Source organism: Streptomyces sp. NPDC003038 (genome assembly GCF_040611115.1).
Taxonomy (GTDB): Bacteria; Actinomycetota; Actinomycetes; order Streptomycetales; family Streptomycetaceae; genus Streptomyces.
Genome location: NZ_JBEXNN010000026.1, coordinates 47,465 through 73,944, shown reverse-complemented (window position 1 = coordinate 73,944; position 26,480 = coordinate 47,465). Strand labels below are relative to the sequence as shown.

At 70.3% G+C, this 26,480-nt stretch carries 24 protein-coding genes and 3 pseudogenes; 8 read left to right on the top strand and 19 right to left on the bottom strand.

The window, feature by feature from the left end:
- Positions 1-2: 2 nt before the first annotated feature.
- Positions 3-623, top strand: coding sequence for a hypothetical protein (locus ABZX75_RS26500; RefSeq protein ID WP_355414723.1), 621 nt, complete (start codon positions 3-5; stop codon positions 621-623).
- Between the two features lie 724 nt (positions 624-1,347).
- On the opposite strand, the gene ABZX75_RS26495 is transcribed toward ABZX75_RS26500, so the two are convergent.
- The 6 genes from ABZX75_RS26495 to ABZX75_RS26470 form a co-directional block, all read right to left on the bottom strand.
- Positions 1,348-2,001 carry a hypothetical protein gene (locus tag ABZX75_RS26495; RefSeq protein ID WP_355414721.1) on the bottom strand — a complete coding sequence of 218 codons (654 nt, stop codon included), beginning with the start codon at positions 1,999-2,001 and terminating at the stop codon, positions 1,348-1,350.
- Between the two features lie 894 nt (positions 2,002-2,895).
- Positions 2,896-3,435: an EF-hand domain-containing protein gene (locus tag ABZX75_RS26490; protein WP_355414719.1), complete on the bottom strand. Its 540-nt coding sequence runs from the start codon at positions 3,433-3,435 to the stop codon at positions 2,896-2,898.
- A gap of 221 nt (positions 3,436-3,656) precedes the next feature.
- Positions 3,657-4,856: an NAD(P)/FAD-dependent oxidoreductase gene (locus tag ABZX75_RS26485; protein WP_355414717.1), complete on the bottom strand. Its 1,200-nt coding sequence runs from the start codon at positions 4,854-4,856 to the stop codon at positions 3,657-3,659.
- On the bottom strand, positions 4,853-5,713 hold the full coding sequence (locus ABZX75_RS26480) for an SDR family NAD(P)-dependent oxidoreductase (protein ID WP_355414715.1): 861 nt from the start codon (positions 5,711-5,713) through the stop codon (positions 4,853-4,855). The genes ABZX75_RS26485 and ABZX75_RS26480 overlap by 4 nt, the downstream gene beginning before the upstream one ends.
- A gap of 46 nt (positions 5,714-5,759) precedes the next feature.
- On the bottom strand, positions 5,760-7,304 hold the full coding sequence (locus ABZX75_RS26475; protein ID WP_355414713.1) for a class I adenylate-forming enzyme family protein: 1,545 nt from the start codon (positions 7,302-7,304) through the stop codon (positions 5,760-5,762).
- On the bottom strand, positions 7,301-7,819 hold the full coding sequence (locus ABZX75_RS26470) for a hypothetical protein (protein ID WP_355414711.1): 519 nt from the start codon (positions 7,817-7,819) through the stop codon (positions 7,301-7,303). The genes ABZX75_RS26475 and ABZX75_RS26470 overlap by 4 nt, the downstream gene beginning before the upstream one ends.
- A gap of 1,170 nt (positions 7,820-8,989) precedes the next feature.
- Between ABZX75_RS26470 and ABZX75_RS26465 the strand changes: the two genes are divergently transcribed.
- Positions 8,990-9,394 (top strand): hypothetical protein, encoded by a 405-nt coding sequence (locus ABZX75_RS26465; RefSeq protein ID WP_355414709.1) that lies wholly within the window; start codon positions 8,990-8,992, stop codon positions 9,392-9,394.
- A 49-nt stretch (positions 9,395-9,443) separates the two neighbouring features.
- Positions 9,444-10,085: a hypothetical protein gene (locus tag ABZX75_RS26460; protein WP_355414707.1), complete on the top strand. Its 642-nt coding sequence runs from the start codon at positions 9,444-9,446 to the stop codon at positions 10,083-10,085.
- Positions 10,086-10,803: 718 nt separating this feature from the next.
- Here the strand turns inward: ABZX75_RS26460 and ABZX75_RS26455 are convergent.
- The gene (locus ABZX75_RS26455; RefSeq protein ID WP_355414705.1) at positions 10,804-12,078 is read right to left on the bottom strand and encodes a WS/DGAT domain-containing protein; all 1,275 of its coding nucleotides are present in this window, start codon (positions 12,076-12,078) and stop codon (positions 10,804-10,806) included.
- A 178-nt stretch (positions 12,079-12,256) separates the two neighbouring features.
- Positions 12,257-13,735 (bottom strand): pyridoxal-dependent decarboxylase, encoded by a 1,479-nt coding sequence (locus ABZX75_RS26450; protein ID WP_355414703.1) that lies wholly within the window; start codon positions 13,733-13,735, stop codon positions 12,257-12,259.
- A 41-nt stretch (positions 13,736-13,776) separates the two neighbouring features.
- Between ABZX75_RS26450 and ABZX75_RS26445 the strand changes: the two genes are divergently transcribed.
- Both ABZX75_RS26445 and ABZX75_RS26440 read left to right on the top strand, forming a co-directional pair.
- On the top strand, positions 13,777-14,706 hold the full coding sequence (locus tag ABZX75_RS26445) for a hypothetical protein (protein WP_355414701.1): 930 nt from the start codon (positions 13,777-13,779) through the stop codon (positions 14,704-14,706).
- A 219-nt stretch (positions 14,707-14,925) separates the two neighbouring features.
- The gene (locus ABZX75_RS26440; RefSeq protein ID WP_355414699.1) at positions 14,926-16,974 is read left to right on the top strand and encodes an MMPL family transporter; all 2,049 of its coding nucleotides are present in this window, start codon (positions 14,926-14,928) and stop codon (positions 16,972-16,974) included.
- 110 nt (positions 16,975-17,084) lie between these two features.
- Here ABZX75_RS26440 and ABZX75_RS26435 read toward each other — a convergent pair whose 3' ends face one another.
- From ABZX75_RS26435 to ABZX75_RS26425, 3 genes are all read right to left on the bottom strand, one after another.
- Positions 17,085-17,642, bottom strand: coding sequence for an XRE family transcriptional regulator (locus ABZX75_RS26435; RefSeq protein WP_355414697.1), 558 nt, complete (start codon positions 17,640-17,642; stop codon positions 17,085-17,087).
- A 1,520-nt stretch (positions 17,643-19,162) separates the two neighbouring features.
- Positions 19,163-19,357 carry a hypothetical protein gene (locus tag ABZX75_RS26430; protein WP_355414745.1) on the bottom strand — a complete coding sequence of 65 codons (195 nt, stop codon included), beginning with the start codon at positions 19,355-19,357 and terminating at the stop codon, positions 19,163-19,165.
- 369 nt (positions 19,358-19,726) lie between these two features.
- The gene (locus tag ABZX75_RS26425; protein ID WP_355414696.1) at positions 19,727-20,395 is read right to left on the bottom strand and encodes a hypothetical protein; all 669 of its coding nucleotides are present in this window, start codon (positions 20,393-20,395) and stop codon (positions 19,727-19,729) included.
- Positions 20,396-20,705: 310 nt separating this feature from the next.
- Here ABZX75_RS26425 and ABZX75_RS26420 point away from each other — a divergent pair, with 310 nt between their 5' ends.
- Both ABZX75_RS26420 and ABZX75_RS26415 read left to right on the top strand, forming a co-directional pair.
- The gene (locus ABZX75_RS26420) at positions 20,706-21,038 is read left to right on the top strand and encodes a hypothetical protein (protein ID WP_355414694.1); all 333 of its coding nucleotides are present in this window, start codon (positions 20,706-20,708) and stop codon (positions 21,036-21,038) included.
- Positions 20,990-21,256: pseudogene (locus tag ABZX75_RS26415) on the top strand (transposase); the annotation flags it as partial. The gene ABZX75_RS26420 and the pseudogene ABZX75_RS26415, both read left to right, overlap by 49 nt.
- Before the next feature lie 44 nt (positions 21,257-21,300).
- On the opposite strand, the gene ABZX75_RS26410 reads toward ABZX75_RS26415, so the two are convergent.
- A complete protein-coding gene (locus ABZX75_RS26410; protein WP_355414692.1) occupies positions 21,301-21,537 on the bottom strand; it encodes a hypothetical protein in 237 nt (78 codons plus the stop codon).
- 141 nt (positions 21,538-21,678) lie between these two features.
- Between ABZX75_RS26410 and ABZX75_RS26405 the strand changes: the two are divergent.
- Positions 21,679-22,310: pseudogene (locus ABZX75_RS26405) on the top strand (IS5 family transposase); the annotation flags it as partial.
- A 53-nt stretch (positions 22,311-22,363) separates the two neighbouring features.
- Here ABZX75_RS26405 and ABZX75_RS26400 read toward each other — a convergent pair.
- The 7 genes and pseudogenes from ABZX75_RS26400 to ABZX75_RS26370 all read right to left on the bottom strand — a co-directional run bounded on the left by ABZX75_RS26400 (position 22,364) and on the right by ABZX75_RS26370 (position 26,455).
- Positions 22,364-22,849, bottom strand: a complete 486-nt coding sequence (locus ABZX75_RS26400; RefSeq protein WP_355414690.1) for a hypothetical protein — start codon at positions 22,847-22,849, stop codon at positions 22,364-22,366.
- A 99-nt stretch (positions 22,850-22,948) separates the two neighbouring features.
- Positions 22,949-23,326: pseudogene (locus ABZX75_RS26395) on the bottom strand (transposase); the annotation flags it as partial.
- A 358-nt stretch (positions 23,327-23,684) separates the two neighbouring features.
- Positions 23,685-24,482 (bottom strand): hypothetical protein, encoded by a 798-nt coding sequence (locus tag ABZX75_RS26390; protein WP_355414688.1) that lies wholly within the window; start codon positions 24,480-24,482, stop codon positions 23,685-23,687.
- Positions 24,483-24,787: 305 nt separating this feature from the next.
- Positions 24,788-25,300, bottom strand: coding sequence for a GNAT family protein (locus tag ABZX75_RS26385; RefSeq protein WP_355414686.1), 513 nt, complete (start codon positions 25,298-25,300; stop codon positions 24,788-24,790).
- 8 nt (positions 25,301-25,308) lie between these two features.
- Positions 25,309-25,617: a hypothetical protein gene (locus tag ABZX75_RS26380; protein ID WP_355414684.1), complete on the bottom strand. Its 309-nt coding sequence runs from the start codon at positions 25,615-25,617 to the stop codon at positions 25,309-25,311.
- 134 nt (positions 25,618-25,751) lie between these two features.
- Positions 25,752-26,189 carry a hypothetical protein gene (locus ABZX75_RS26375; protein WP_355414682.1) on the bottom strand — a complete coding sequence of 146 codons (438 nt, stop codon included), beginning with the start codon at positions 26,187-26,189 and terminating at the stop codon, positions 25,752-25,754.
- 35 nt (positions 26,190-26,224) lie between these two features.
- Positions 26,225-26,455 (bottom strand): hypothetical protein, encoded by a 231-nt coding sequence (locus tag ABZX75_RS26370; RefSeq protein WP_355414680.1) that lies wholly within the window; start codon positions 26,453-26,455, stop codon positions 26,225-26,227.
- Positions 26,456-26,480 lie beyond the last annotated feature (25 nt).

Genomic DNA, 26,480 nt, shown 5'->3' with positions numbered 1-26,480 from the left:
CCATGGCATCGACCAAGACGTGGCAGTTGGGGACCGGAACCGCGCAGGTCTTTCCCGCAAGCGGTCAGGACATCGTCCGGCCGGTCATTCTGGTCGGCGACAAGGAAGAAGGCCCCACCGACTTCGACCAGTTCGAAGCGGGCATCGACCACCCCTCCTACCCGTTCCTGTCGGAGCTGCACGCCCGGGGCTTCGACCTCATCCTGCTGGGCTTCAACAACGGCAATGCCTCTCTCAAGGACCACGCGAAAGCGGTCCAGGAGGGGATCATCCAGGCCAACGCGGAACGGACCGGCAACGACCCGCTGATCGTGGGCGGCATCGGCAGGGGAGCGCTGGCAGCCCGCTACGCCCTCGCCCAGATGGAAAGGTCCAAAATCGACCACGCGACCTCGATCTACTACTCCTACAACGGCGCTGCCCCCTCCCCGGAGGAGGGCGAGACGCTGGAGCAGCTGGGCAGCTGGCCGATGCGGCCCCACCTGTTCAAGCTGGACAGCGGCGACTTCCACAGCGAGCTGGACGGCGAGGACTTCCACGAGACCAAGGCCGGTGACCCCAACGAGGACGGTTCACTGATCACCAAGGAACTCGGCTCCTGGCTCCTGGACCAACTGCGCTAGTCAGGCGACAGCCGCCTCATCCAGTGACGGGCACCCGACAGGAATGGTGCACAAACTGAGCGTGGTACCTGGCCACAGTTGCCCAGGTACCATGCTCAGCCACAGCCGCTCCGATCGCGGCAAAGGGGAGTGTTCTCGCCGAAGACCGGACAGCGCCCTTTCCCAACGAAGGCTGAGCAGGCTAACCAGGCCCGACATTGCTCGCACACCGGGCAACCGTGCGGCACGGTCTTGGTCATCCCGGCCGTGGTGGGCGGGGCGTCCGAAAGGGCCTCGGGTGGGGCGGCCCGGCGGTACTTCCCGATGGATGGACACCGGGCCTTACCGGTGGATCACCGGGCACGGCTCCCCCTGCACGATGTTGAACTCCACGCACAGCTTCGTGCCGTGGCGGAATTCTTCCCGCCTTCCACTTCCAGCTCACCATGGAGATCTTGGTCAGGGCCGCACTCACCGGGGTTGCATCCTTCCACCCGGTGAGAGTCGACCGATACCCGTCCGGGTCGTACGTGACCAAGCGGCCGCGTACCCCGGTTCCGTGGCCTTCCATGTGGGCGCCCACGTCATCGACCCGCAGACCCTTGCCGTAGACGGACAAGCCCACCTTGCCGTCGCTGGCCTTCGCATCAGCGTGCGCGGGCGCAGCGGCGAACACGAGGGCTGCCGCCGTCAGTGCGTAGATCGTCTTTCTCATGTCAGCTCAACCGGGCGCGGGACGAGAAGGTCACCCGGCGGAGGCCGCGGTCGCCGGTTTCCAGGCGAGGACGTCACGGCAGCGGTCGTCCTCGCCGAGAATGGCGAGCATGTCCGCCAGGGGGGCCGCGCGGTCGGCGGCGGCCTCCGGGTCCTTCTCCCTGAGCCGGTGCCAGCAGGCATGGGCGTTGCGGGCCGTGCGCACCGTGTCGGCCTCTGGGCGGTGGCGGGCGGCCCGGCAGCGCAGGGCGGTCGTGATGAGCAGTTCCGTGGTGCCGTGCCAGTCGGTGCGCTGGCAGAGGGTGAGCCAGGCGCGGGCGGTGAGAACCGTGATGGTGGCGTCCGCCTCCCCGAACCAGCCGCTCAGAGCGGATTCCAGCTTGTAGGCGGCGGCGACTGCTGCGGGCAGGTTCCCGGCCGCGTGGTGGGCCCACACGGCCGCCCACATCTCCCGGTACTCCGGCACGGATACGAGGAGGTCGGGCAACGCGGCCAGGGTAGAGGTGGCCGTGGCCTCGGGGCGGTCCGGCGATGGTGCGGGGGCTTCGGGCGGGTCCGGGTGTTCGGCGACGTGGGCGGCCCACACTCCCGTCCATTCCTTGCGCATGTCCTCGGCCACGGTGGCGGGCGGGGCGGCGGGGTGTTCGGCCACGTCGGTCACGGTTCCGTCCGGGAAAACGATCATGAGCCAGGGAGTGGGGGCGGTCGGCTCGACTGCGCGGGCGCGGACAGGCCGGCCTGCGAGGGCAGCTCGGATCCGCAGTTCTGCGAGGCCCTTCGCCCGCAGGGCTGCAATGTCCGGGTCGGTGGCAGATCATTGCCGGATCGCGCGATGCAGCGTCGGAACCGACGGCGGCAGATCACCCTCGCCCCTGGCCGCGCGAGCGGTCAACTCACGAGGGGCAGCGGCGACGTTGCCCTTCCACAGCCCGAGCAGAGCCCGAACCTCGGCAGTGACGGTGAACCGCCCGTGGTACCGGGCCCGCTCCCCCGGCGCCGCGGCCGCGGCCTCGTCCTGCTCAGCGGCAGCCAGCCACCGCCACACCGCCCGCTCCCGCACACCCAGCACGTCCGCCGCCGACCTCACATGCGCGGTGGTGAGCTTCCCCTCCCCGGCGCAGAGCCAGCAACCGGCGCACCGCCGGCCCCCGCAACACCCGAACCGATTCGGCCGGCAAAGCAGCGCCCAACCCTTCCACGACCGGGCCGGGGCGTGGACACCGCCCCTTGCCCACGGCGCCGGCCCACCGCCTAAGAGGGAACCTGTCGTGCTCGGGCACACTCCGCTGGGCAGGCCGGGGCGTCCGGGAGGACGCGGAGGGGCCGTGGTCTGCACCGCGCGGACGGCCCGCCAGCGCACCCCGGTGCGCATCAGGTGCGCGCGGTGCGCTCTGGCCGGTGCGCACCATTGGGGGTGCGCACCGCCGGGACTTGTCAGCCGCCTTGGTGAAGACGTCCTGGAGGTGGCGCGATGAACTCCAAGGTCTCCTCATCAGGCGGGCACTCCTTCAGGGCACGCAGTGCCGTCGTGTCGCTCGCCGACTGCGGCTCGCTGTCCGGGCGGCACGGTAGGCATCCGTCAGCGAGTCGCGGCGAATTCGTGGGCCGGTTCGTCGGTGGTGTAGAAGGCGACGACTGTCGCGAGTACTTCCTCTACTGAGACCGTTCCGTCGCCATCGGCGTCGATCGCCTCGGCCTTGGCCTGTGCGCGCTCGGGGGTGGCACGCATGGCCCGCAGCATGCGGGCCCACTCGGCCACGGTTACCTGTCCATCACCGTCGGCGTCGGCTACCGCGAGGACGGCCGTGGCCCACGGCCGCACCAGCTTGGTGAGTCCTTCGGGGTTGTTGCGCAGGCGGTTCGAGGCAGCGTTGACGAATTCCTCCTGGTTGAGCTCGCCGTCCCCGTTGGCGTCGGCTAGGTCAACCAGGTCCTGCCCGAACTTGCGGGCCGCGCTGATCAGCGCCTTTCCCTTGGGTGTGGTGGGCGCGAGGCCGTATTCGCGGAGGACGGACTGGGCCAGCCCCTCGAAGTCGGCCACGGAGACGGCACCATCGCCGTCCTGGTCGAACGTGCGGAAGCGGTCTGCGATCTTTTCCTGGTAGTCGCTGAGACTCATGCTGATCTCCTGGAGGCAGGTGGGGCGTGCGCTGCGGGCGGCACCACGCAAGCGTCATCACACTATGGCATCGCCCGACTGCAGAACGTAATTGCAGGCGGGTGTCCCCCTTGCACGTAAGGCCACCTGCCCGAAGGCCACGCACCATCGAGGTGGTGGCGGTGCGTGGGGCGTTCAGCGGCTCGTCCGGTCCGGGCCCAGGTGGGCCGGCGGGCGGAGCGTCAGTACGAGCCTGTCGGGGAGGACTTCAGGCGCGGTCCGTAGGGGGCCGTGTCCAGCCAGCGGGCCGGGCGGGACCAGCGCGGGGCGAGCAGTGCCGCCAGCCGCTGGCGGGTACGCAGGCCGGCGCTCGCAGCCTCCAGATGCGCGAGGGCATCCGCGGCGCAGCGCTGGTTGTGCAGGGCGGCGGCGCGGCGGTCTCGCGTATAGACGTCGACCGGGACATGGTGGTAGCCAGGTGGCAGTGCGGCGGATCGGGCGACGGCTTCAACGGCCGCGTGGGCGTCGGCGATGCCGGAGTTCATGCCGCGGGCGCCGAACGGGGGGAACTGATGGGCGGCCTCGCCGATGAGGAGCACTCGGCGGTGCGGGTCGTGGAAGGTGCGCGCTACCCGCTGCCGGAAGTGGTAGGCGGACACCCAGGTCACCCGGTCCCCGTAGGAGGGGCCGAGCGCGGCCCTCACCCAGTTAGGGGCGCGCAGGGTTAGTTCCTCGGGGTCGTCGCCGGGCGCGCACTGCAGATCGACTCGCCAGCCGCCGCTGAAGGGGACCAGGAGGAGGTTGCGGCCGCCAGCGCCCGGGTGGCGGTAGTGGAATGTCCGGGCGGGCGGCAGTGGATGGTCGGGGTTGTCGCAGACGTCGGCGATGACGAACGCCCGCTCGGAGCGGGCCTGGTCGAGGCCGATGCCGAAGGCGCGGCGGAGCGTGGAGGAGGCCCCGTCGGCGGCGATCAGGTGGCCGGCTGTGAGGGATTGCCCGTTGGCGGTGTGCACGGTGACCGTGTCCTGGGTGGACTCGGCGGAGGCCACCTGGCAGTCCCAGCGAAGGGTGACTCCGGCCTGGGTGCAGGCGTCCAGGAGGTGACGTTCGATCAGCGGTTGCGGCAGGCTCGTGAAGGGCGCCTCGCGCGGCGGGCGGGGTGGGTAGTGACGCTCGAAGACGGTTCGGCCCGCCCAGGTGGTGCGGTTGACCGGCCAGAGCAGACCGTCGGCGGCAATGGTGTCGCCGAGGCCGGGCCGGGCCAGGTCGAGCAGGTCCAGAGTGTGCCGGTGGACGAAGATCGCGCGGCTGCCGCGCCGGTCGCGGCCTTGCGGGCCAGCTTCCAGGACGGTGACGTCGATGCCCGCCCGGGCGGCGCGGAGGGCGGCGGCGAGACCGGCCGGGCCCGCGCCAACCACCAGGAGCGGCACCGGTGTGGTCATGCGGTCGGGTCCAGCTGGGCGCGGAGCGTGGCAGGCAGGCCCACGGAGGAGCCGCCGTCCAGCGGGATGACCGTGCCGGTGGCGAACCGGGAGGCGTCCGAGGCGAGCCAGAGCGCGGTGCCCAGAACATCGCCGGGCGGGGCCCAGTCGCCGAGCGGCACCGCTGCGGAGGCGATGGAGCTGCGGCGCTGTGGATCGCTGGTGTAGGCCCGGTTGACGGCGGTGTCGATCCAGCCGGGACAGATCGCGTTGACCCGGACCGAACGGGACGCCCAGTCGGCGGCGAGTGCCCGGGTCAAGCTGTTCACGGCGGCCTTGGCGGCGCAGTACGGGGCGATCTCCGGCCACTCCTGGAGTGCTCCGATGGAGGAGATGTTGACGATCGAGCCGCCGCCGCGCTCCACCATGTGTCGGCCGAACTCCTGGGTGACCCGCATGACGCTGGACAGATTGAGGTTGAAGATCTTGTCCCAACCGTCCTCGCGGACGTCCAGGAAGCGGGCCTGGAAGACCGGCCCGCCCGCGTTGTTCACCAGGATGTCCACCCGGTCGACGGCCCCGAGGATCTCCTGGCAGGCTGCCCGCGTCCTGTCCCCGTCGGCCAGGTCGCAGACCACCGTGCGGGCCCGGCCACCCCGGTCCTCGATCCGCGCCCGGACCGCCTCCAGGTCCGCCTTGGACCGGGCCATCAGGGCGACATCGGCGCCGGCCTGTGCGAACCCCTCGGCGAGCACCGCGCCGATGCCGCGCGAGGCACCGGTGACCACGGCGGTCTTCCCCGCCAGGGAGAACAGTGAGGGGAGGTCGGGGACGTGGTCAGGGGCGGCGGCGGGCAGCGGGGCGGACGGTGCGGTCATGTCGGTGGAGTTCCTTGACGGTCGACGGTGGCGAGCAGGCAGGCGGTCAGTGGATCTGCGCGGCCAGGGTGCGCAGTGCGGCCCGGTCGAGCTTTCCGGTCGCAGAGAGCGGGAGAGCGGGGGTGAAGTGCACGCTGCGCGGGGTCTTGTAGCGGGCGAGCAGGGTGCGGCAGTGGGTGATCAGGTCGTCGGCGGTGAGGTCGGTGCCGAAGTGGCGTACGACGACGGCGTGCACGACTTCGCCGCGTTCCGGGTCCTGCCGGGGGATCGCCGCAGCTGCCGCCACGGCGGGGTGGCCGCACAGGGCCTCCTCCACCTCGGCCGGGTAGACCGTGTACCCGTTGGTGACGATCACGTCCTTGGTGCGGCCGACCAGCGTCACGCAGCCGTGCGCATCGCGCCGGGCCAGGTCGCCGGTGCGCAGCCAGCCCGCCTCGTCGGTGACCGGATCGATGTGCCCGGGCCGCATCCGCACCCCGGGGGTGACTTGGGGGCCGCGCACCCACAGCTCGCCGGTGGCCCCGTCCGCCGAAGGTGCACAGTCGGCATCGGCATCGGCGCCGGTGTCCGGAACGGCTTCCTGGCCGGCGACGACGCGGACCTCCAGGCCCGGCACGGGAAGGCCCGCGCTGCCAGGGCAGATCTGACCGTCCACTGGGCCGAGGCCCGGCCCGGCCAGCTCGGTCATCCCCCAGCTCTCCCACAGGGCAACCCCGGTCGCCTGCTCCCACTGGTCGCGCAGGGCTGCCGGCGCGGACTGGCCGGCGGAGAGGCAGCGGCGCAGGACGGCGGTGGCATCCGGAACGACGGAGAGCGAGGTCAGCAGCCTGCCGTAGACGGCCGGGACGGCTTCCACCACGGTGGCCCGGTTGCGGGCCATCGCGTGGGTCCAGCGGTCAGGATCGAAGGGATATCCGGACAGCAGGAGGGTCGCCCCGGCGAGCAGGGTGCTGGCGGTCGCGAGATGTCCGTAGGTGTGCGACTGCGGTACGGGGACCGCCACCACGTCGTCGGCCGTGCGGTGCTGACGGCGCCAGTGGCCGGCGGCCAGCAGCAGCGCCTGCTCGGTCTGGACGACCGGGCGGGGGGCGCCGGTGGTACCCGAGGTGTGCATGAGCAGGCAGGGGCCGCCCGGGCGGTGGCGGCCGCTCACAGTGAACGATCCGGGGAGGCCCTGTGCGGGCTGGGCGACCGGGAGTACCGCGCGGACCAGGGTCGGCAGACGGAGCGTCGCGCAGAGGTCGGCGAGGTCGTCGGTGCGTTCAGGGCCGGTGAGCAGCAGCTGGGGGCGGGAGAGTTCCAGGACGCGGCCGACCTCGACGTCGGTCAAGGTGGTGTTGAGCGGGGCCGCGATCAGGCCTGTCTTCAGGACCGCGAGCCAGGACGCCGTCCAGGCAGCTCCGTTGGGCAGCAGCAGCGCTACACAGGCGTCACTGTCTGCGGAAGTGCAGGGGGCGACGGTCTCCTGGGCCACCGTGGTGGACCAGCCGTCGAGGAGGTCGTAGGAGACTGAGCAGAGGTCGTCGACGACCGCGGTGGCGGGGCCGCCCGCGGCGATGGCGGACAGCAGTACGTCCCTGAACACGCTCATGCCTGAACTTTCGACGGGGCGGCGCTCACGCGATCCGCGGGAACAAGCTGGGGATGGAAGAGCTCCTGGACGTAAACGAGCGGCACGCCAGCCTCCAGGACGTACACCTTGCAGGCACATGGCAACCTGCCGGGGCCGGGCCACACACCTCGCCCGACGTGCAGGATGCGCCGCTCGAGCCGAAACCCCGCGTCCCGCAGCGCGAAGCCGATCGAGCCCGGTCCGTGCAGCGCGGTGTCGAGCCGGGGATCAACACCCTTACGGGCGACCACGATGTTGTCCGAGACCGGGCGGCCGTCGGCCGCGGCGAGCCGGGTCCGCCGCATCAGACAACGCCCGACGCCCTCAGCGCGCAAAACACGGCGAACCAGAGCGGGCAGTCCCGCCGCCGGCACCGCAGAGACCTCGACTACCTCGGGGCGCACCCTGCTTCCGGCGGCGGCCTGGAGCAGTGCGGTGGTCAACCCCTCGGAGGCCAATAGCATCCGGGTCACCGGTGAGGAGAACACGGCCACCCGGGCATCCAGACCACAGGGCTCGTCGAGGCTGGAGTAGGGAGGCGATTCGGGGAACCCTACGAACCCTTGCGGTTCCGGGGCGAGAGGCACAACCACTCCTGGTAGGGCAGGTACCGGACATCCGCGTCGGCGGACGGCTCGTCGCGCACCACTCTCAGAACGTAACGCCAGCATCACTTTAGGTAACAAGCCTCTCTCTCTGCAAATCGTCGCCTGAGTGTCCTTGTTGGCGGTGCTGCTGGTTGCAGCGCCCGCAGCCAGGTGCTCCGGCCAAGCTCGGCCGGACTGGACGGCCCGTCTCACCCCTGGTCTGGACGGGGCAGCGAGGCGCTCCTCTTCCTCACGGCTACTGCGCAAGAAGGAGGTGTCGTTTTCCGGGAAGGGCTCGCCGACGGGGGCTGACCCGGGCAAAGGGGCGGTCGCAGGTTTGGGGGGTTCACACCTGCGGTCCCCCGCTGAAGGCAACCGCCCAGGCAACGGTTCAGCCGCCCTCCGGTGCAACCCTCCCCGCGACAGGTACGGGATCGGAAGTCGCGGCGCGGGCCAGGCAGCCCCCACCGCCACGGCGTCCACCGCTCCGCGGCCGCGAACGGACCGGAGCGGGCGGCGAGCATGCCGAACACTTGGGCGTGAGCGTCATCCACGGCCTGGTGCTCGGTGTCGTCGATGATGCCGAGCCGTCGCACGTGCGCGTACTCGTCTTCGTCCTTCCAGGTCCAGCGGCTCAGGTCGGACGTGACGACCAGGTCCACGGTCGGACTGAGATCTCTCGCCTTCGTGTCAGTACACGACCTGCGCATCTATCGCCCGGTGACAGTAGGGACACCCGAGATCTCTCACCTCAAGACAGTGACCCCACACGCCGAAACAGCCGCCGCCCAGCCCCCACGCACAGACGCGCGCTGTCTCTCACTCCGCTGTCACGAAGCCAAGAGATCGCAATCAGACGAAGGCCGCCCCCACGTCCGGCGAACCCCCAGGTGAGCGACCCAGTACGACGGACGATTCGAGCGCAGCAACATGACCTGTGGCACCCCTACGACTCGGGCTGCCCCCTCCGGCCTTACCCGAGAGGTAATCGATCTTCCGTACGCCTCCGGGCAGATTGGTCTCACCGGGACGGGCAAGGGCTCGAACCACACCCGGGAGACCGAGGGAGAAGTCGTCATGATGGCGATCCGGCAGCAGCAGCGGCGTACGAAGAAGCAGACGGTGGGGTGGACCGGGCGGTTCGCCGCGGTGGCCGTCGCCGCCGGCCTGTCGATCGGCACGGTCACGGCCGGCCCGTCCTGGTCGGCCGCCGCGGAGCAGGCGGGCCGGACTCCGGCTGCCGCCGGGCGGGGGAGCGAGTGCGCCGAGGTCCGGGACAAGGTTGAGCGGCTGGAGGGCCTGATCACCCCGAATGCCTGCGCCTTCATGAAGCGGCAGATCGCCTTCGGTGAGATGCGACCGGCACGGCCCCCACGCCCGGGGATCCGAGCCACCCGAGAGTCGCCGCGTACCTGGACATCTTCGACGCGGACGCCACGCTGTGGGAGGCGGGCGGCGAGGCCCAGCGCGGGCACGGCGTGATCGGCGCCTCGATCACCAACTCCCTCCGCCTCGCCCCGACCTGCGCTACGTGGGCACCAACGTGGTGGCCGACGGCGCGGTGATGATGTTCGGCCAGCACAACGAGGTCACGGTCAAGGGGCAGAAGGTGACCTACCCCCAGATCGCCCGCAACGTCCTGTCCGACGACGGGAAGACCATCCAGGCCCGCCGCTACTACGACCGCTACGAGATCTTCAAGCCGGTGGCCCCCGAACTGCGCCCCCTCTTCGAAGGCATCGCAGACGCGGGCCCCGCCACCGGCCGGACCCCCGAACGGTTCCAGGCCGACGAGATCACGGCCCGGCTGGCGGCCTGGAACGGCGAGGACGTCGCCGCGCTGACCGGCCGGATGGGGAACGCACGGCTGACCGGCCCCGGGTCGGCCGCGCCGCTAGTCACCACGGAGGGCAAGACTGCATACCTCAAGAGGTTCTTCGAGCACGCCGACGTGAAGTTCAAGTCGGGCCAGGTCGCCTTCGGCGGGACCACCACCTACGTGGAGTGGCACGGCACGCTGACCAGCAGGAAGGGCACCGTCATCCCGTTCGGGATTGTCGAGCGGTTCGGCTCCCGGGGCGAGTGGGAGCTCTCCTTCGACACGCTGCCACTGATAGCCGAGGAGGCCGGGATCGGGATCGGCACCCTCTACCAGCGGCTGGCCCAGCCCTGAATCACCCGCGCCGGGCGCCGGTCGTGAGCAGGTGCAGCGCCTTGTCGAGCCGGGCCTGCCCAGTGCCCGATGTCAGCGCCTGGAGCAGGGGCAGCACCACCAGGCGCGCGAGCGCCGCACACGTCAGGGCCGGCCCCGCACGGGGCCGGCCCTGACGTCATTCTGGCGCGCAGGAGCCCGGCGATGACCGCTGCGGCCTTTCCGGGGGGTGCGGAAGGGCGGCGAGGCCTTCCGGAAGGGTCTTGGGCCCTCGCGCAGTACATCGCGCGGGAGGGCCGGCTGCCGGGGCGCGGCGTCGTGCAGGTCCTGGCCGATGGGACCGAGCGAGGCACGTGGCTTGTCACAAATGCCTATTCGGCAGCCTTTCTGTCACCAGGAGCTAAGATCGCAAGCCGCTGGCTCTCTGTGGCGGTTCCATGAGGCCATGGGCGGCGAAACGCGGTGGGCCGGAGAGGGTAGTGGAAGCCGCTGACGCGGGGGCCGTCTGGTTGCATCAGTGCAGCTGGGAGGGCCTGTTCGTTCCGCCGCCGATCTTGCGGCCGATCCGGTGCCTGCCCGGGGACCAGGAGGTCGTCGCAGCGCTCTGGTCCCGGCGCCAGCTACGCGACGACTGGAGGTGCGAGGTCTCCCTGCTGGCTGGAAGAACGGGCCTGGGGACTGTTCCGCCCCGGTGGTCCGCTGCGCCCGGGCCTGCCGAAGCCCGAGTACGACCCGGCCGTCACCACGCTGACCGAGCGCCGGTACCCGAGGGCCGTTGGGGGTGCGTGAGGGTGACTTCGAGTGCGTCGAGTTCGGCGAGCCAGCGGGTGGGGAGTTCGTCAAGGTCGGGCAGGCTGGGGTCGGCGACGACGGCCAGGTGCGCGGTTCCGGCGTATTCGCCCAGGCAGACCGACAGGTGGTGTCCTGCGGGCAGGAACATCATTGGCAACAAGGCGTTGATGCTGTGGCCGTGGAGTTCGAGGGGACGTGCGGGGCCGGGGACATGGGTGGCCACCATGGTGGTGCGCCGCGGGTGCAGGGCCCGTGCCAGGGCCCTGCCGTGCCAGCGCGTGGGCAGGGTCTCGAACAGGACGTCCGCGTAGGGGTCACGGCGGCCGGTCCGGATGCTCGCGGTGGCTCGGTGTGTGGCGGCCAGGCGCTCGGCGGCGGTCGGCAGGTGAGAGGGCAGGACGACTGGGACACCGCGATGGAAGTTGCCCAACGCTGCGCTCGTGTTACCCCGCCGGGTGTTGAGGGGGACCATCGCCCGCACGGGGCCTGTGGCAGGGTTGGGCAGCCAGGGCCGCAGGGCGCCGGCGAGGGCAGCCAGATGGACGTCGTTGAGGCTGGTGCCGCCCGCCCGCGCAATGGCCTTCATACGAGGCAGGGGGGTGTGAACCCACAGGCGTCGGGGTGGGCCGGTCGGGGCTTGGACGCGGGCGGGTCCGAGGCTAAGTGCTTGCGCGGGCAGGGCGAGGCCAGCGACCGCGCGTAGCAGGGCGCGCACGCGCGCGGTTGTCCAGGAGCGTGAGGGCCCTGGGGGTGTGCGGCGGTGCGGGAGGCCGGTTTCCCGCACCGCGGCGAGCGTGATCCCGATCAGGGACATGCCGTCCAGGAGGCCGTGGTGGGCGCGAAGGAGCAGGGCAAACTCGTTGTCGCGGTGGCCGTGGAGCAGGGTCATGCCCCAGGTGACGTCCGTAAGAGGCTGGGCGCACACGCGCTCGATCGCAGCGTGCAGCGCCACGTCACCACCGTGCGCGGGCAGCGCGACCTCCTGGAGGTGATCGGCGGGCTCGGCCGGGCCTCCCGTGCTCGCGCCCCGTGGCCGGGCCCGGTCGCGCAGCGGCTGGTGGGCCGCCCGAATCAAATCGATCAACGCGTGCAGTTCGACGGTCGAAGGGACGGGGCCGGCGACCACGGCCACCCCGCCGATCTCCATGTTCGTGTGCGGGTGCGCCGCCGCGTAGTCGAACCAGCGTTCGCCCGCCGCAGTCGCGTCGTCATGGTCGTGCACGGTGTTCTCCGCTGAATGTCGTTCGTGTGGCGAGGAGGTGGGGCATGGGCTTGTGTTCAGGAGGCGCGTCATGTCCTGGTATGCGGCATCGGCGGGCACCGATGCGGCCGGGTCCCACTTGCTCACACCCAGCGTCCGCGGCCTGCCGGGGCGTCGCGCCGTACGGGCGCGTCCCTGGTTACCGGGCGCTTACCGAGGTCGTCAGCGAGGTTTCGGATGACGCGGGCCGGCCCTCGGGGATCGAGGTGGCGATCTCGCGCACCAGCGTCCAGGCGTTGCGTACGGACGTCTGCGACGCCAGACGTGAGCCCAGGGCCGCGCGCAGGATGTACCGGCCGTCGACGGTGGTGGGTGTCACGAGGATCTGGTGGGTGGCGTCGAGCTCGGCACGCAGGCGCTCGGTGCGAGCGTTGTCACCGGTGAGGCGGAAACACACCAGTCCGAGTGAGTGTGAGACCAGTTCGAAGCCGGGGCTGTCCCGGACCAGGTCGGCGAGCAGCGCGGCGTGGGAGAGCTGTTCGCGGATGTGTGCGCGCAGGCCCTCGACGCCGTGGGTGCGCAGGACGAACCACAGTTTCAGGGCACGGAAGGGGTGCATGAGCGGCACCTGCCAGTCGCGGAAGTCGGTGACGTCGCCCGAGTCGCTGGCCTGGTTGCGCAGGAAAGGCGGGCGGATGTCCATGGCGGCGGTGAGGCTGTGCCGGTCGGCCACCCACATGGCGTCGCAGGGCGGCCCGGTGAGCAGCCACTTGTGGCAGTTTACGGCGTAGGAGTCGGCGTTCTCGACGCCCTCATTGATCCAGCGGTTCTCCGGGCAGACGGCGGCCGAGCCGGCGTATGCGGCGTCCACGTGCAGCCAGGCCCCGAACTCGCGGCACACTGTGGCGACGGCGGCAACCGGGTCGATGGCGCAGGTGCCCGTGGTACCGACCGAGGCGATCACGATGGCGGGAACGACGCCTGCGGCGCGATCGGCTGCCAGTTGCTCGCGCAGGGCACTGGGGTCCATCTCGCAGGTACCCACCTTGGTGGCGATCAGGGTCGGTTCCCCCAGGCCGGCGATGCGCGAGGCCTTGGGGACGCAGGAGTTCGCCTGGTCGCTGCAGTACAGGCGGTAGCGCCCCTCGGTGCCGTGCTCGCGCCAGCGCCCGCCGGAGGCCCGGTACAAGGCGGCGGCTACGGCCACGAGGACCGCCGAGGACGCGGAGTCCTGCAGGACCCCGCCGCCGTCCCCGCCGCTGAGGAACCGCTCCGGCAGGCCCAGCGCGACCGCGAGGTGGTCCAGGACCGCTTCCTCGAGCTCGGTGGCGGCCGGGCCCGTCGACCACATCATGTGCTGGACCGCCAGGCCGGAGGCCAACAGCTCGCCGACCACCGAAGCGGGGCTTGTCTGGGTCGGGTAGTAACCAAGAAATGAAGGGTGCTGCCAGTGGACGAGCCCGGGGATCACCACACGCCGTACATCGGCCAGGACATCCCGGATCGGCTCGCCGTGCACCGGTACGCAGTCCGGCAGCATCGCGCGTACGTCCCCTGGGTGAAGGTCCGGCGTCACCGGCAGGCGTTCGTCGCGCAGGTCCTCCCAGTAGTCCTCGAGGATCGCGGCGACCTCGCCGATTGCGCTGCGGAACGAATCATCACCAAGAGTCACTGACATGCCGGGTAACGTATCGCATAAAAACTAGTGAAATGGCCCAGATGACAAGCGAATCCGTGCTGTGGCTCGCCCCGCCTCAGTACCTGCCCCACGGCCTGGGGAGCCTGCGCGAGGCCGCGAACCGATCCGACCGTCACCACACACCCTCCGGCCACCGCCGGCTCCCCGAACGCGACCGACGGGAGGCCGCGTTCGACGAATACTTCGCGGTCGCGCGCTGCGCCTGCGCCGCTGCGCCCCTATTGATCAACGCCCTCGACGACACCCTCACCACCGTACGGGCCTTCTCCCGGCACCCAGACGGATCTTTAACGGAGCCCGACCTCGATCTCGCCGCGCATGCGGCCGGGCTGACCCCGCGAACGGACCCTTCCGGGCCCGGGAGGCAGGCCACGGTGCGCCAACGATGGATCCAGGGACACCAGCTTTTCTTCGCCCTCACCCAGGCAACCGTCGTCGCCTTGCGGCATGCCCTTCGCGCTCCCTCGCCAGCAGGTTCCGCCCTCGGCCTGGAAAGCGCCGCTCACTTCCTGCGCGCCAGCGCGTCCGCCCTGCGCATCACCGCGTCCTTCGGCGCCCAGGACTACCACGACACCGTCCGGCCCTCGATGGCCCCGCCACAGGCTCCCCGAGGATTCTCCGGCCTATGGTCGGCCGATCACCGTGTCCTGGTGCAGAGCCTGCGCGAGTGGGGCCTGGCCGCACCAACGAAGCCCTCCACCTTGCGGCCCGCCCACCGTCGGCTGGTCGAGGTCCTGACGGACGTTCACCACGCCCACGTGGGCGTCTGCTCGCGCTTCGTCGGCTCCGGACCCTCCCTGCTCCGCGACGCGGAACCGGGGGTGCACGTCCTGGACCGCCTGTGCCAGCGGCGCCGCTCGGCTCTGGACGCCGCGCCCGCTGCAAGGCCGGCCCAACTGCCCAACGCCCGGGACGAAAATCTCACCCTTCACCACTGTACCCATCCTTGACGCGCCAGGAGCGGGCAGGGAAAGACGGTTCGGTTCGGCTCCTGGGCAGCCTTCCGGCCAGGAGCAACATCACTACTGTGCGGGTCGGTCGTTAGGGAGGGCATGCCAGTACGCAGCGGGAACGGGATAGGAAGGGAGGCGTGGTGGGCGTCCCGGGCGTGGGTGGTGGTGACGTGTGCGGCGGTTGCGCTGGTCGCGGCGATCCTGAGCCTCCCAGCGGTGTCCGGTGCGTTCGGTGCTGGAGGAACCATCGCCACAGGCACCGAGTCAGCCAGGGCTCAGACTCAGGTTGAGCTGCTGGGTGTCGGCACCCCGGATCTGGTGCTCGCTCTCACGATGCGCGACGGGGGCACGCGGTCGGCGGCTGCAGCCGGGGTTGTTGCCCACGCGCTGGCGGACGAGCCGGCTGTGCGTACGGTGCACTCGGCTGCCACGGGAGATCCATGGCTGATTTCACGTGACGGACGCACCGGATTGGTGACGGTCTCGCTGTCGGGCAGCGACGCGGACCGCAAGGAAGCCGCATTGCGCCTGGTGCCCAAGGCACGAGCGGCGGCGCCGGGGATGCGGGTGGACGCGAGCGGAGCCTCATGGGCGACGGCCGAGATCGACCAGCAGGCCGGGGCCGATCTGCTGAAGGCGGAACTCTGGGCTGCGCCGCTCATCATGCTCCTCCTCTTGCTGACCTACGGTTCATGGGCTGCGGCCGCGCTGCCCCTCGTAGTCGCAGTGCTGGCCGTCGTCTGCTGCGCGCCGTTGCTGGGTCTGCTGGCCCACGTGACTGATGTTTCCTCATTCGCGGTCAACGCAGCCGCGGCTATCGGCTTCGGTCTGTCGATCGACTTCACCTTGTTCGTTCTCGCCCGCTACCGCGAAGAGCACGCGAAAGGGATGCCGCGCACCCGAGCACTGGAAGTGGCACTTGATACCTCCGGGCGCTGCGTGCTCTGTTCAGCTGTAGTGATCTCTTCATGCCTGGTGGCAGTGGCCGCCATCCCCGTTCCGCTGCTGCGCGCGCTGGCTCTTGCAGGTGTGACGGTGACGCTGCTGGCGGCGTTGGCCGCGTTGACGGTCCTGCCGGCCGCGTTGACGCTGCTAGGTGATCGCGTCGATGGCGCCGACCCGCTGCGCCGGCTGCGCCGGGCTCCCATTGAGGGGGCCAGCCGGTTCTGGCGGGACCTCGCCCGCCGTGTCACCGCCCGGCCTGTTGCGGCGGGCGCGGGGGCGCTGGCGGTGCTGATCATGATGGCTTGGCCGGCAATGGGTCTGCGATTGGGCGCGATCGACGAGCGGACGCTGCCCTCAACGGCCTCGGCCGCCGCTGCGGCCGCGGACGTGCGCGCGCGCTTCGAGGTGCCCCCTGAGCAAGTCCAGGTGGTGGTGCTGGAACGGCCGGACGCGAGCCTCGGGAATTACACGGCCACCGTGGCCCGGCTGCCGCATGTGGGTGCGGTGCGCGTTGTGTCCACCTCTGCGGCGGGCGGACCTGGGCAGCCGGTGCATAAACAGCGCCCGGCGGTGGTGCTGGTGGCAGCAACGGTGGGACCCGACACGCCCCAGGGCGCGCGCTTGGTCGATGAGTTGCGGAAGACTCCCGCGCCGGGCCCGGTCCTGGTAGGCGGTCGGGCTGCGCAGATCACCGACACCACAGACGCGGTGCGCGGCGCGCTGCCGTGGGTGGTGGTGGCGATGTGCGTGTTCCTGCTGGCCGCGCTCACCGTGTTCACCCGCAGTGCAATGGCCCCCCTGAAGGCGCTCGTGGTGGCCGTCGTCAGCTTGGCTGCCGTTCTCGGATTGATGGTGTGGACCTTTCAGTACGGACACGGGTTGGATGTGCTGGGCGGGTTCACGGTCGCCGGTTCCCTCGACGCGAGTCTGCTGCTGTTCACGCTGGCCGTGGCGTTCGGCCTGTCCATCGACTACGAGGTCTTCCTCCTCGGCAGGATCAGGGAGGAGTTCGACCGCGGCCTGGACAACCAGGCGGCCATCGTCAAGGGCATCTCCCGCACCGGCCGGCTGATGACCTCGGCCGCAGCGGCCCTTGCCGTCTCCACCGCTGCCATCACGACCTCCCACGTCACCATCCTCAAGCTCATGGGCGCGGGCATCGCCTCCGCGGTGATCCTCGACGCGATCCTCGTCCGCGGAATCCTCGTCCCCGCCGTCATGGCACTTCTCGGTCCCGCCAACTGGTGGAAGCCAGCACGCATCGGCCGACAACGTCGTCGCGGCCCGCGCACCGCGACAACCGAACCCGCGGCGAGCTGACCGCCCGGCTACCCGGCCGCGGCCTCGCCGGTGACAATAAGCCTGCCTACGCGACAACCATCGTGCCTCGGCGCAGGGGGCTCACAGGGCGCCCGCCGCGGCGCCGGCGGTCAGATGCTCACGTCGATGTAATCGATGTCCGTGAACTCCACCAGCAGCCCCTGCGCGCGGCTGCCTTGGTCCTTGAAGTAGACCTCCTGCAGGCCCTCGGCGGCGATCCGCCGCAACTCGGTCTCGGGGGCGCCTGCGTCCTGGGCGGTGAGCAGCCGGTGCGCGTACTGGGGTGGCAGGTGCTGGGTGATCCGCCGCATCCGCCCGTCGTCCGTCGTACCGGGGGCTGCGGTGTACCCGAAGCGTGCCCGGGTCTCGATGACCAGCCCGGTCTGCTTCGCGGCCCTCTCCCGGGCCCGCTTGCGCACCAGAGGCTGCCACCGGCGCCGCACCTCGGCCTCCATCTTTTGCGCGAGCGCGGGTTTCGGCTTCCTGATCTGGTCTTTCACGTACCGCTCCACGGTGCGCTGCGACACCCCCAACAACCCCGCCACCGCCCGGGTGGAACCCTTGTGCTGCCTCACCAGGTACCGCATCCGCGCGCCCGCGCTGCGCGGGATGGGCCGTGTGTCGGCCTCCCGCGCGGCCCGCTCCAGGCTGTCCCCGATGATGCCCATGGTGTTCCTCCGTTGGCCTGTCTGGGGACAGTTTCGCGGCCGGTTGGGCAGGTCAGCACCACGGCCCCGGCCATAAGCGGCAGGACCAACCCGGCGCCCGCGTGCCCGGACCAGTTCGCCCACCAGCCGCACGCCGCCAGGAGCGTTCCCGCGAGCGTGCCGGTCCCGAGGCGGCGCTGTCTGCCGGTCATCACCACCCCGCCCGCACCCCGCTGCAGCGATGCGGCCACCCCCTGTCCAGCTGGTGCGGTCACCGACTGACCAGGGCGCTTCTGCCCGAGACCGTACGCGCCGTCACCGCCGGTGTACCGCCCCCTTGGTGGGCGCAGCCTGCTGTCGGTGAGCGGGACCGCGGCTTCGGCCGGGGCCGACCGACCGGGGGGCGGCGCCGCGGGGGTGGTGGTGGAGCGGGAGCGGGCGGCGGCCGCCGAGACCCGGGGCGCGGTGGAGAGGGGTGTATCGAAGGGTGTGGTCAGGGCCTGGTGGGTGGCATCGATCTTCTTCTCCAGCGGGGACAGGCCGCCCGGCTCATCGGCGAACTCGGCGTAATGCCCAGCCGAGTCGAACAGGTACGCCTGCGACTCGGGCGCCCACGCCAGCAGCGGCTGGCCGGCTTCCTCAGCGCCTGAGCGGTCAGCTTCCCCGTCGGCTCCAGCCACGGCATCGCACCTTCCACCGCAGTCTTGGCGTCCTTGTCCTGCAACCCCATGTCAGTCTCCCGCCACCGGTACCCGCCCCAGGCAGAAACCGCAGGTCCCATCCCTACGGGGGGCGTGGTAGAGCCTTCAGTCGCCGAGTCCTGCCGGCTCGCCCCTGCCCGAGTCCGCTGCGGGTTCAGGAGCTCAGGAATCGGGTCGATCGCCCAACACAGCGCGAGCAACATCTACGGCATACGGGCTGATCACACCCTCGTCATCCCCGGCAGCCGCATCCTCAAGCCACTCCGCAAGCGGGCCTCGCAGTTCGATGTCCGCTCGACGGTTCCCTCCACGGAGAGACTCAACGGCTTGGTAAATCAGCTCGGCCCGAGCCGCATCGGACCCTACGGAATGCGTCATGTCCTGAGCATCCCAGACTGTTCGGGCTGCAGGGGGGTTAAAGAACACCCCAGGCCGTGCCGTTCAGCGGGTACTCGCGGGAATCCCCACGAGCAAGAGCACCACGGGGTCGGTGCCCGGCGTGGGCTGCTGCGGGGCCGGCTGGTGCTGGGGCTGCTGGTCGATGGTGGCGGACATGAGGGGTTCCCTCCCGTTGGTGGTCTGCGGACGATTCGCAGATTGCGGCGCGGAGCACCTAGCCCCGCAACCCTTGGTGTCGTGGCCGGGCGGCCAGACAGCAGGAGGGGCGGCACGAGGTTCTGCCTGACACCAAGCTGCGGGCCGGACGGGATCCATTCGATAGCGCTGACGTGCAGGAACTCCCCCGATCCCCCGTCTGGGGTACCCACTGGCCCCTGACAAGTGATCTTGACCGATTGCCAGGCGGCTTTGACCGCCCGGTTCAGGCTGCTTCGTCCGTTCCTAGTCGCCGTCGCTGGTGGTCCGGTTCAGACTCCGGCGCCGGTTCTTCTCGGAGCGACGCAGTAGCTCGCTCGCGGCGAGCGTCACAGTCGCTACGCCCCGGACCCAGCGGGGCCCGCCGCGCTCCGCCCACACCACACACGCACACCCACCGGCGGCGAGCACTAAGACGCCGAGCAGCACCAGACCGACCATGTTCCCCACCTTTGCGTTCATTCGTACGGTCCTGCTGATCATCCCAGGCCGGGAAGGGCCCCAACGGGATGTCCGACCGAAACGACACCTGGCTCACAGACGACCACCGGTGAAGGCCAAGTGGCAGGGAACTGGTAGTCGTCAAAATCTCCTGGCAAACGGCCAAGATCACTTGTCAGGGCACCCACGGGGTACTCACCGGGTGGTCACCTCACAGGCTCACAACCTCACAGGGCAATACACCAGTCCTGCAACCCCACCGATGGGCTGCGAACGTGAGACGGGTCTTGAGGCGGTCACCGACCGCTGGGCACGGCTCCGCTGCCGTCCGGCAAGATGGTGTGGTTCGAGTGCGACGGATAGCGGCGCCTACGGGAGCTGTCCCGCGAGGGCCTTGGCCAGGGCGGTGGTGCGCTGCCCGTCCCGGGCGGGCGAACCGGCTTCGGGGGCCCCGATGCCGACGAGCAGGTACGCGTCCCCGTCGCCGTCGAGCTCGAGGTGGACTGAGGAGGCGCTGCCGTTCATGGTGGTGACCGGCGCTCCGCCGGGCTTCGTGCTGGTGGCTTGGTGCATGTAGTTCCCCAGCGGGCCCACCTCCACGGCCGCGTACCGCTGCACGACGGGCGTGACGGGCGAGAGGGCCAGCGGCTTCCCGGTCGCCACGGTGTGGACCTCCACGTCCTCCTCGCCGATGTGGAACACGCAGGTCACCAGCGCGCCGGGGTTCTGCCCGAACGGCGAGTCGGGCTTGGTCCGCTTGCCGCCCTCCCCGGTCGCGACGGCGGGCCCGTCGGCCGCCTTCGCCGGTCCCGGGCCGGCCTCCCCGTTCAAGCCGGCGGCCTTCGCGGCCTTGGCGATGTCGTAGGGCAGCGGGCAGGTGTCCTGGCCCCCGTCCGGTATCCCGTCCGCGGTCTTCGTCAGCCCGCTCAGGCTCAGCGGCTTCGACCCGGAGTCGCCGCCGCAGGCGGTGAGCAGGGCGGCCCCCGCCGCGGCCGCCACTGCGATCGCCAGTCCGTATCGCACATCCGCACTCTTCACGTGTGAACTCCCCTGTTGGCGGCGGCGCGTGTCCCCGCCGGCATCGGACGATCCTATCCGTGCGCGGGCACACCGGCAGGGCCCCGCCATGGCCTCCTACCAGCCGGTAGGGCACCATGGGCCGCCCGCAGCCACAGCATCCCCACCACCTGGCTCGACACCCAGCCCACCCCGTAGGTCGGTTGGCACTTGTGCAGCTCCGCTGCTCGCATTCGCAGGCCGACGGCACATGGACCCGAGGCTGATCGCGGACCGGGGCCAGCGCCCGGGAAACCGATACACGGTGGCGTGACAACACCGATCATGGAGTATGAGCTCTGATGAGGGACTGTGGGTCGGCGGCCGTCAAGTCAGCCGCCTGTCCGATGGTTGGGAAGCCGAGCTGGTAGCTGCGTTCACCGACGACATGCTGTGCGCCTACCGCAGCGGGCATCCAGAATTTCTTAGCACCGCCGGGTACGGCGATGAGGACGTGATCGAGTACTCCCTGCGTGCGCCAGGAAGGATCATCGCGGAGCGTCTCAGCCTGCTGGGCTACACCCAGGAGGCAGCGCTGGAATTCCTCGCCCACGCAGTCGATGAGCAGCGAAGCATGTGGCGGCTGCTTGCCTCCAGGCCCGCCACAGGCGCGGCTTCCTGCTGACCCAGTGGATCCGCCAGGCGGAGCAGGATGCTCCGAAGCCGGTCAGCGGCTTTGCAGGATTCCTCCGCCAGGACCTCGACGCCGTCACCGCCGGCCTCACCCTCCACTGGAGCTCAGGCGTCGTCGAAGGCCACGTCAACCGCGTGAAAACACTCAAGCGAGCGATGTACGGTCGGGCCTCCTTCACGCTCCTCCGGACCCGGATCCTGACCCCAGCGGTTCGAGAATCCTGCGGGCTTCCTCGCTCACGGCGTTATCCGCATCAGATGTCAACGCTGAGCACAGTGCCGCAAGCCGTTCCGTCCTCCTTGGACTGACCGCAGACATTGAGGATTGCGGCATCAAGGTGATCGCCAGTGTCGTCATCCGCGCTGGCGAGCGCGGCCAGCACCATGCGTAGACCAAGCACGTCCCAGCGTCCGAGCATAGCCTCCGCCGTCTCTTGAGTGACGAAAGTGTCGCGACCATCCAGCAACAGCCGGTGCAGGACCTCAGCCACTTCGGGAACCTCCGGGACGGCTGCCAGACGCCGGCCTGAGGCCGCTCTAACAGACCATGATGCCGAAGTAGCCCCCTGAAGGAATGGGGTCAGCTCGTCATCAAACTCGGAACGGGTCATGGTTCTCACTGGGTCCGGACAGGGTGTGCCTGGCGGCAGTTGCCGAAGGACTTCCCGCCCTGGCCCACCGTCTACTGGTACTTCACCTGGTGGCACGACGATGGCACCGTCGAGCGCATCCACGATGCCCTGCGCGGCAAGGTTCGCAAGGCCGATGGCCGGAATGCCGAACCGACTGCCGGGCTGATCGACTCCCACTCCGTCCGCACCGCAGATACCGTCCCGGCCGCAACCAGGGGCTTCGACGCGGGCAAGAAGGTGAAGGGCCGCAAGCGGTTCATCGTCACTGACACCCTTGGCCTGCTCCTGGCCGTGCACGTCGTCGCGGCCAGTGTCCAGGACCGCGATGGTGCCCGTCGCCCGCTGCTGTGGACCCGGCTCGACCACCCGAGTGTTCAGAAGATCTGGGCGGACCAGGGCTTCGCCGGCCGCTTGGTCGACTGGACCGCCCAGATCCTTGGCCGCGAGCTCGACATCGTGCGCAAGACCCAGGTCAGCGCGGCTTCCAGGTCCAGCCCAAGCGTTGGGCTGTTGAACGTACCTTCTCGTGGCTCACCGCCCACCGACGCCTTGCACGGGACTACGAGACCAGCCCGGCCCACGCGGAGACGATGATCCGCTGGGCGATGATCGGCGTTATGGTGCGTCGGCTGGCCCGGGGCCGAGTCGCCGTCCGGAGCGGCCCCCGGCTCCTCGCTGGCTCGGCTCAGGTGTCGTAGCAACCGTTCCATGGTGCGTTGAAGCGCAGGCCGTCGGGATAGAACTCGGCCCATATACCGTCGTCCTCCTCGTCCTCCTCGTCCTCCTCGTCCACGTCTTCCTCCACGACCAGGCCGAACAGGGCTCCCTCGAACCGCACCTCGAAGGGCGCGATCGCGATGTCCTGGTACTGCCGCTCCGGCAGGGCGTTCAGCCACTCGGCAAGCAGCAGCCGGGCGGCGTCGATCGACTTCCTTTCGCCGTCCGCCGTGGTGCCGGTGAACTGGATACGTGAGTCCAGGTGCTGGCCGGCCCCGTCGAACCGATGGAGCACGGCGCACCAACGCCTCTGGGACTGCCAGTCGTCGCCGCACCAGCCCTCAGGGAAGGCCGCAGTGACCGAGGCGAAGAACTGGCCGCCCTGCCACCGCCCGATGGTGCTCGTGCGGTAGTCAGGTTCGTGTCTGATCGGGATGGTCTCGGGAACGCTCACGGGCGGAACCATAGGCGCTACCTGGGACAACAGGGGGCGACGACCCCCGTCACCTATCCGCGTTTGAATGAGATCTCAAACGCGGTCTCAGCTTGTTCTTTATGGTCTGGCCTGGTCACGTCCGGCGATGGTCTCGGGTCGCCTGACCGTCTTGCCCACGTCGTATCGGGTGGCGGTGTGACGGTTTTTCGAGCCGAGCGGCCTGCCGGGACCGGGCCGGCTGGGTTTCGGTGCACGGGCCGGACAGGGTAGGTGCGGGCGGAGGTTCCTGAACCCCCGGCGGACCCGGGCGGGGGTGAGCCGACCGGGCTCGGCGGGCTTCTCCCAGGGACGGCGGAGGTCAGCGGCCAGCGGCCGGGCGAGGCGGAGCTGGGGGTGGGCCGCGATGACCAGCCAGGACCACCGGTCCGCCGCTTCGGGGGTGCGGAGCTTCGGGCGGGTCCAACCCAGCGTCTGCTTGATCATCCGGAACGTGTGTGCAGGCCCGACTGGCGGCGGATCAGGCTGAGGCCGCACTCCTGGACGCTGCTGTCGAGCTCATGCTGGGCAGGGTGCTGGACCCCTGGGGAGCTCTGGAGACCTCGGAGATCGCAAACGCGTCTGGCATTCGTTCGCGGACCCTGAGCAAGCCGCAGGCTCTTCGCCTCGGTACCCCGAACTGCTGGAGGCGGCGAGGGAACGGGAGGAAGGGTGAGGTCGCCAGCACGGTAACCGGCCCACGCGGAGTCGATCTGAAGCCGCGCCCGGCCAGACCGCCGGTCACCGTTGGTCGGTAGCCGTCGGCCGTCTCTGGCGCAGACCGTCGCGCGGCCGGCCGTCGTGGCGGCGATGCCTGTCAGGGGTGCCAGTGGGGGTCGTGCAGTCGCGCCAGGTTCTGGCGGGCGAACATCTCCGCCTTGGTCTGGTCGACGATCCTGGCGGCCGCCAGGTCGTCCAGGATCTCCCAGTACGCCTCGATGGCCTCGTGCCGGAAACCGCCGGCGGCCAGGGCGAAGGCGAGGTTATTGCGTGCCACGATGGTGGCCTGGTCCGTTGCGCCGAAGGTCTCGACTGCCTGCGTGGCGAGCTGTTGGAGCAGCGTCAGCGCGCTGAGGAGGTCGCCGCCGCGGCGGTGCTGCTCGGCGACCGTGAGCCGGTAGCTGAGCGTCTTGCGGTCGGTCAGCGGCTCCCGGCCCAGGTCGGCCGCGCGCCACACCGCGAGGGCCTGCAGAGCCACCTGTTCCGGCGTGCCCGCATCGCCCGTGCCCGGCTTCCGCTGGGCACCGGCGGCGCTGAGCGTCCAGGAGGCCAGCCGCGTCCTCAGCTCCCGGACAGGCGTCTGCGGCGCGAGCAGCCAGCAGGTGGCGTCGTCGATGCCCAGCCCGATCACGCTTGCGGCGTCGCCGGCCTCCCATGCGCGGGTCAGGTTCGGGAAGTTGAGGAACTCCCAGCTGTGCGCCTTGCCCTCGACGTCCCCCACCGTCAAGACGTAGAGCCAGGTCAGTGACGGCCAGCTCACGGAGATCAGGCTGCGTAGCGGCCGTCCCACCGACAGGCCCGCCAGGGCGACGTCCAGCCGCAGACCCTCGATCAGGCGCGGGTGTCGCGGATGCCCGCCGAGATAGGTCAACCCGGTGACGCGTAACCGTTCCATCGTCCCCTCCCCGTCGGCCGCCGGCCGGCACCGCCGCGCGCCGCACCACCATCCTGCCGCGCCGCCCGAGGTCCTGTCTGCCTGATTGGCGGTCAGATACTGAACATCCCGGCGCGGATGTGAGGTGGCGCGCACTCCTTGATGTTGGGGGCTCTACGGGGTGCTAAGCGTGGTGTGCACCCCGACCCGCGTACCTGCGATCTCGTCGTCGATCTTCACATAGAGTGCGGTCAAGAGTGTCTCAAGGTCTGTCGTCACACACGGATCATTGAGGCCCTCGCCGCCTTGGTGGAGCCGAACGAGACTTACTCCAGCTCCTCCGCCAACAGGTCCATCAGCAGCCCGTCGTGCCAGCTGCCGTCCGGGCCGCGCTCGTACTGCCGCATGATGCCCACCGGGCGGAACCCGACCTTGCGGTAGCACCGGATGGCGGCGGCATTGTCGGCGGCCGGGTCGATCACCAGTCGGCGGTATCCGTGATCATCGATCAGATGGCGTGCCAGGGCGCGGACGGCGTCAGTGCCAAGGCCGAGCCCGTGCACCGCCGGGTCGAGATAGATGTCGATGTTGGCATGCCGGTAGTCCGGCTCGTCCTCGGCGCCCCACTGGATAGCGCCGACCACCCTGCCGCCGTGCTCGACCGAGAAGGTCCGGGCCCCGCGATCTTCGAGGTCCTCGGCCACCGCGGCCGTCAGGTCGTCGCCGCCCCGCCAGCGCGCGTACACCTCAGGCGTGGTCCGGATCGCGGCCAGAGCCGGGATATCGCCCACCGTCGACGGGCGAAGCGTCACCAGGGCTCCGTGCAGGACCGTCCGCATGCCACTGATCATCCCCGACTTCGGATCCACTCGTCTAGGGGAACGTCGCCCCGCCACACGAACCGGCCCACGTCAGCGGAGCCGGGCGGCTCGGCCGGTACGTACTCCGATCGTCCGGCCAGCCCGAAGTGGCCGTGCTCCGACATGAGCAGCGCCCCGTCCACAACCTCCTGTGGACGCCACCCCGTCACGTCGAGCAGCATGCCGTCCAAGGGGCCGCCCACCAGTTCCACGTAGTCGTGACCCGGCCTCGGACCAGGCTCCGGATCATCCGGCTCCGACCCGTACACACGCCGATCCCACCACGCAGCGTCCATGCACGCACCCTCCCACCACGGGGCCGACAGCCGGGCGGAGATGCCCGACCGGCCCCGCAGGAGTGAAGGGCGGCTACCCGCCCCAGCCGGCGCCCGCACCCGCGTGCAGAGGCCGCGTGTTCACCACTCACCCGTCAGCCGGCTGCGACGTCCGGGCCCTGCCCGAACACCGGGACATCCTCAACACCCACGTCCAGGCGCAGCCGCTTGAAGCGCAGCGGGTGCCGCCACACGCCGCCCCGGTCGATCGAGCGGTCGGCGCTGATCTCGGCCACCAGGTCGGGGCGGACCAGGCGCACGTCCAGGACGTCACGGCTCCCCCAGGTCGCGGCGAACGTGACGCCCTCCCAGGGGTGTCCGGGGTCGGCGGCCGTCAGGTGCTCGGCGACCAGGTGGGCCGCCTCCGTGCGCGGCGGGACGGTGCGGCCGACCGCGCGCAGCCGGCCGTCCTGGTCGTGGCGGCCGAGGACGAGGAGCTGCGGGCGGGTGAGGGTGCCAGTCGTGGCGCCGATGATCGCCTCGGTGGTGTCCCGTCGTCTGACCTTGGTCCACGCCCCCCTGTGACCTGGCATGTAGCGGCTGGTCTGGGGCTTGCAGAGGATGCCCTCTACGCCGGACAGTCGGTCCACGAGTCGAGCCATTCGCGGGCCTTGGCCGGGTCCGTGGTCATCGGACACAGGGTCCATGGGGCCGTCAGGGCGTGGTCGGCGAACAGGGCCTCCAGGCGGGCGCGGCGCTCCACGTAGGGCAGGTGCAGCAGCTCCCGGCCGTCGATCTGCAAGACGTCGAACACCACGAAAAGGGCCGACAGCTTCCCTCTGACGCTCCGTTCGGTCACCCGGACGGACCTTGTCACGGGGTAC

Excerpts from the sequence above, each read along its gene's own strand:
- ABZX75_RS26500 (WP_355414723.1), top strand. The coding sequence starts at position 3 with ATGGCATCGACCAAGACGTGGCAGTTGGGGACCGGAACCGCGCAGGTC.
- ABZX75_RS26495 (WP_355414721.1), bottom strand. The coding sequence starts at position 2,001 with ATGATCGTTTTCCCGGACGGAACCGTGACCGACGTGGCCGAACACCCC.
- ABZX75_RS26490 (WP_355414719.1), bottom strand. The coding sequence starts at position 3,435 with ATGAGTCTCAGCGACTACCAGGAAAAGATCGCAGACCGCTTCCGCACG.
- ABZX75_RS26485 (WP_355414717.1), bottom strand. The coding sequence starts at position 4,856 with ATGACCACACCGGTGCCGCTCCTGGTGGTTGGCGCGGGCCCGGCCGGT.
- ABZX75_RS26480 (WP_355414715.1), bottom strand. The coding sequence starts at position 5,713 with ATGACCGCACCGTCCGCCCCGCTGCCCGCCGCCGCCCCTGACCACGTC.
- ABZX75_RS26475 (WP_355414713.1), bottom strand. The coding sequence starts at position 7,304 with ATGAGCGTGTTCAGGGACGTACTGCTGTCCGCCATCGCCGCGGGCGGC.
- ABZX75_RS26465 (WP_355414709.1), top strand. The coding sequence starts at position 8,990 with ATGATGGCGATCCGGCAGCAGCAGCGGCGTACGAAGAAGCAGACGGTG.
- ABZX75_RS26450 (WP_355414703.1), bottom strand. The coding sequence starts at position 13,735 with ATGTCAGTGACTCTTGGTGATGATTCGTTCCGCAGCGCAATCGGCGAG.
- ABZX75_RS26445 (WP_355414701.1), top strand. The coding sequence starts at position 13,777 with ATGACAAGCGAATCCGTGCTGTGGCTCGCCCCGCCTCAGTACCTGCCC.
- ABZX75_RS26435 (WP_355414697.1), bottom strand. The coding sequence starts at position 17,642 with ATGGGCATCATCGGGGACAGCCTGGAGCGGGCCGCGCGGGAGGCCGAC.
- ABZX75_RS26430 (WP_355414745.1), bottom strand. The coding sequence starts at position 19,357 with ATGGTCGGTCTGGTGCTGCTCGGCGTCTTAGTGCTCGCCGCCGGTGGG.
- ABZX75_RS26420 (WP_355414694.1), top strand. The coding sequence starts at position 20,706 with ATGAGCTCTGATGAGGGACTGTGGGTCGGCGGCCGTCAAGTCAGCCGC.
- ABZX75_RS26390 (WP_355414688.1), bottom strand. The coding sequence starts at position 24,482 with ATGGAACGGTTACGCGTCACCGGGTTGACCTATCTCGGCGGGCATCCG.
- ABZX75_RS26385 (WP_355414686.1), bottom strand. The coding sequence starts at position 25,300 with ATGCGGACGGTCCTGCACGGAGCCCTGGTGACGCTTCGCCCGTCGACG.
- ABZX75_RS26380 (WP_355414684.1), bottom strand. The coding sequence starts at position 25,617 with ATGGACGCTGCGTGGTGGGATCGGCGTGTGTACGGGTCGGAGCCGGAT.
- ABZX75_RS26375 (WP_355414682.1), bottom strand. The coding sequence starts at position 26,189 with ATGCCAGGTCACAGGGGGGCGTGGACCAAGGTCAGACGACGGGACACC.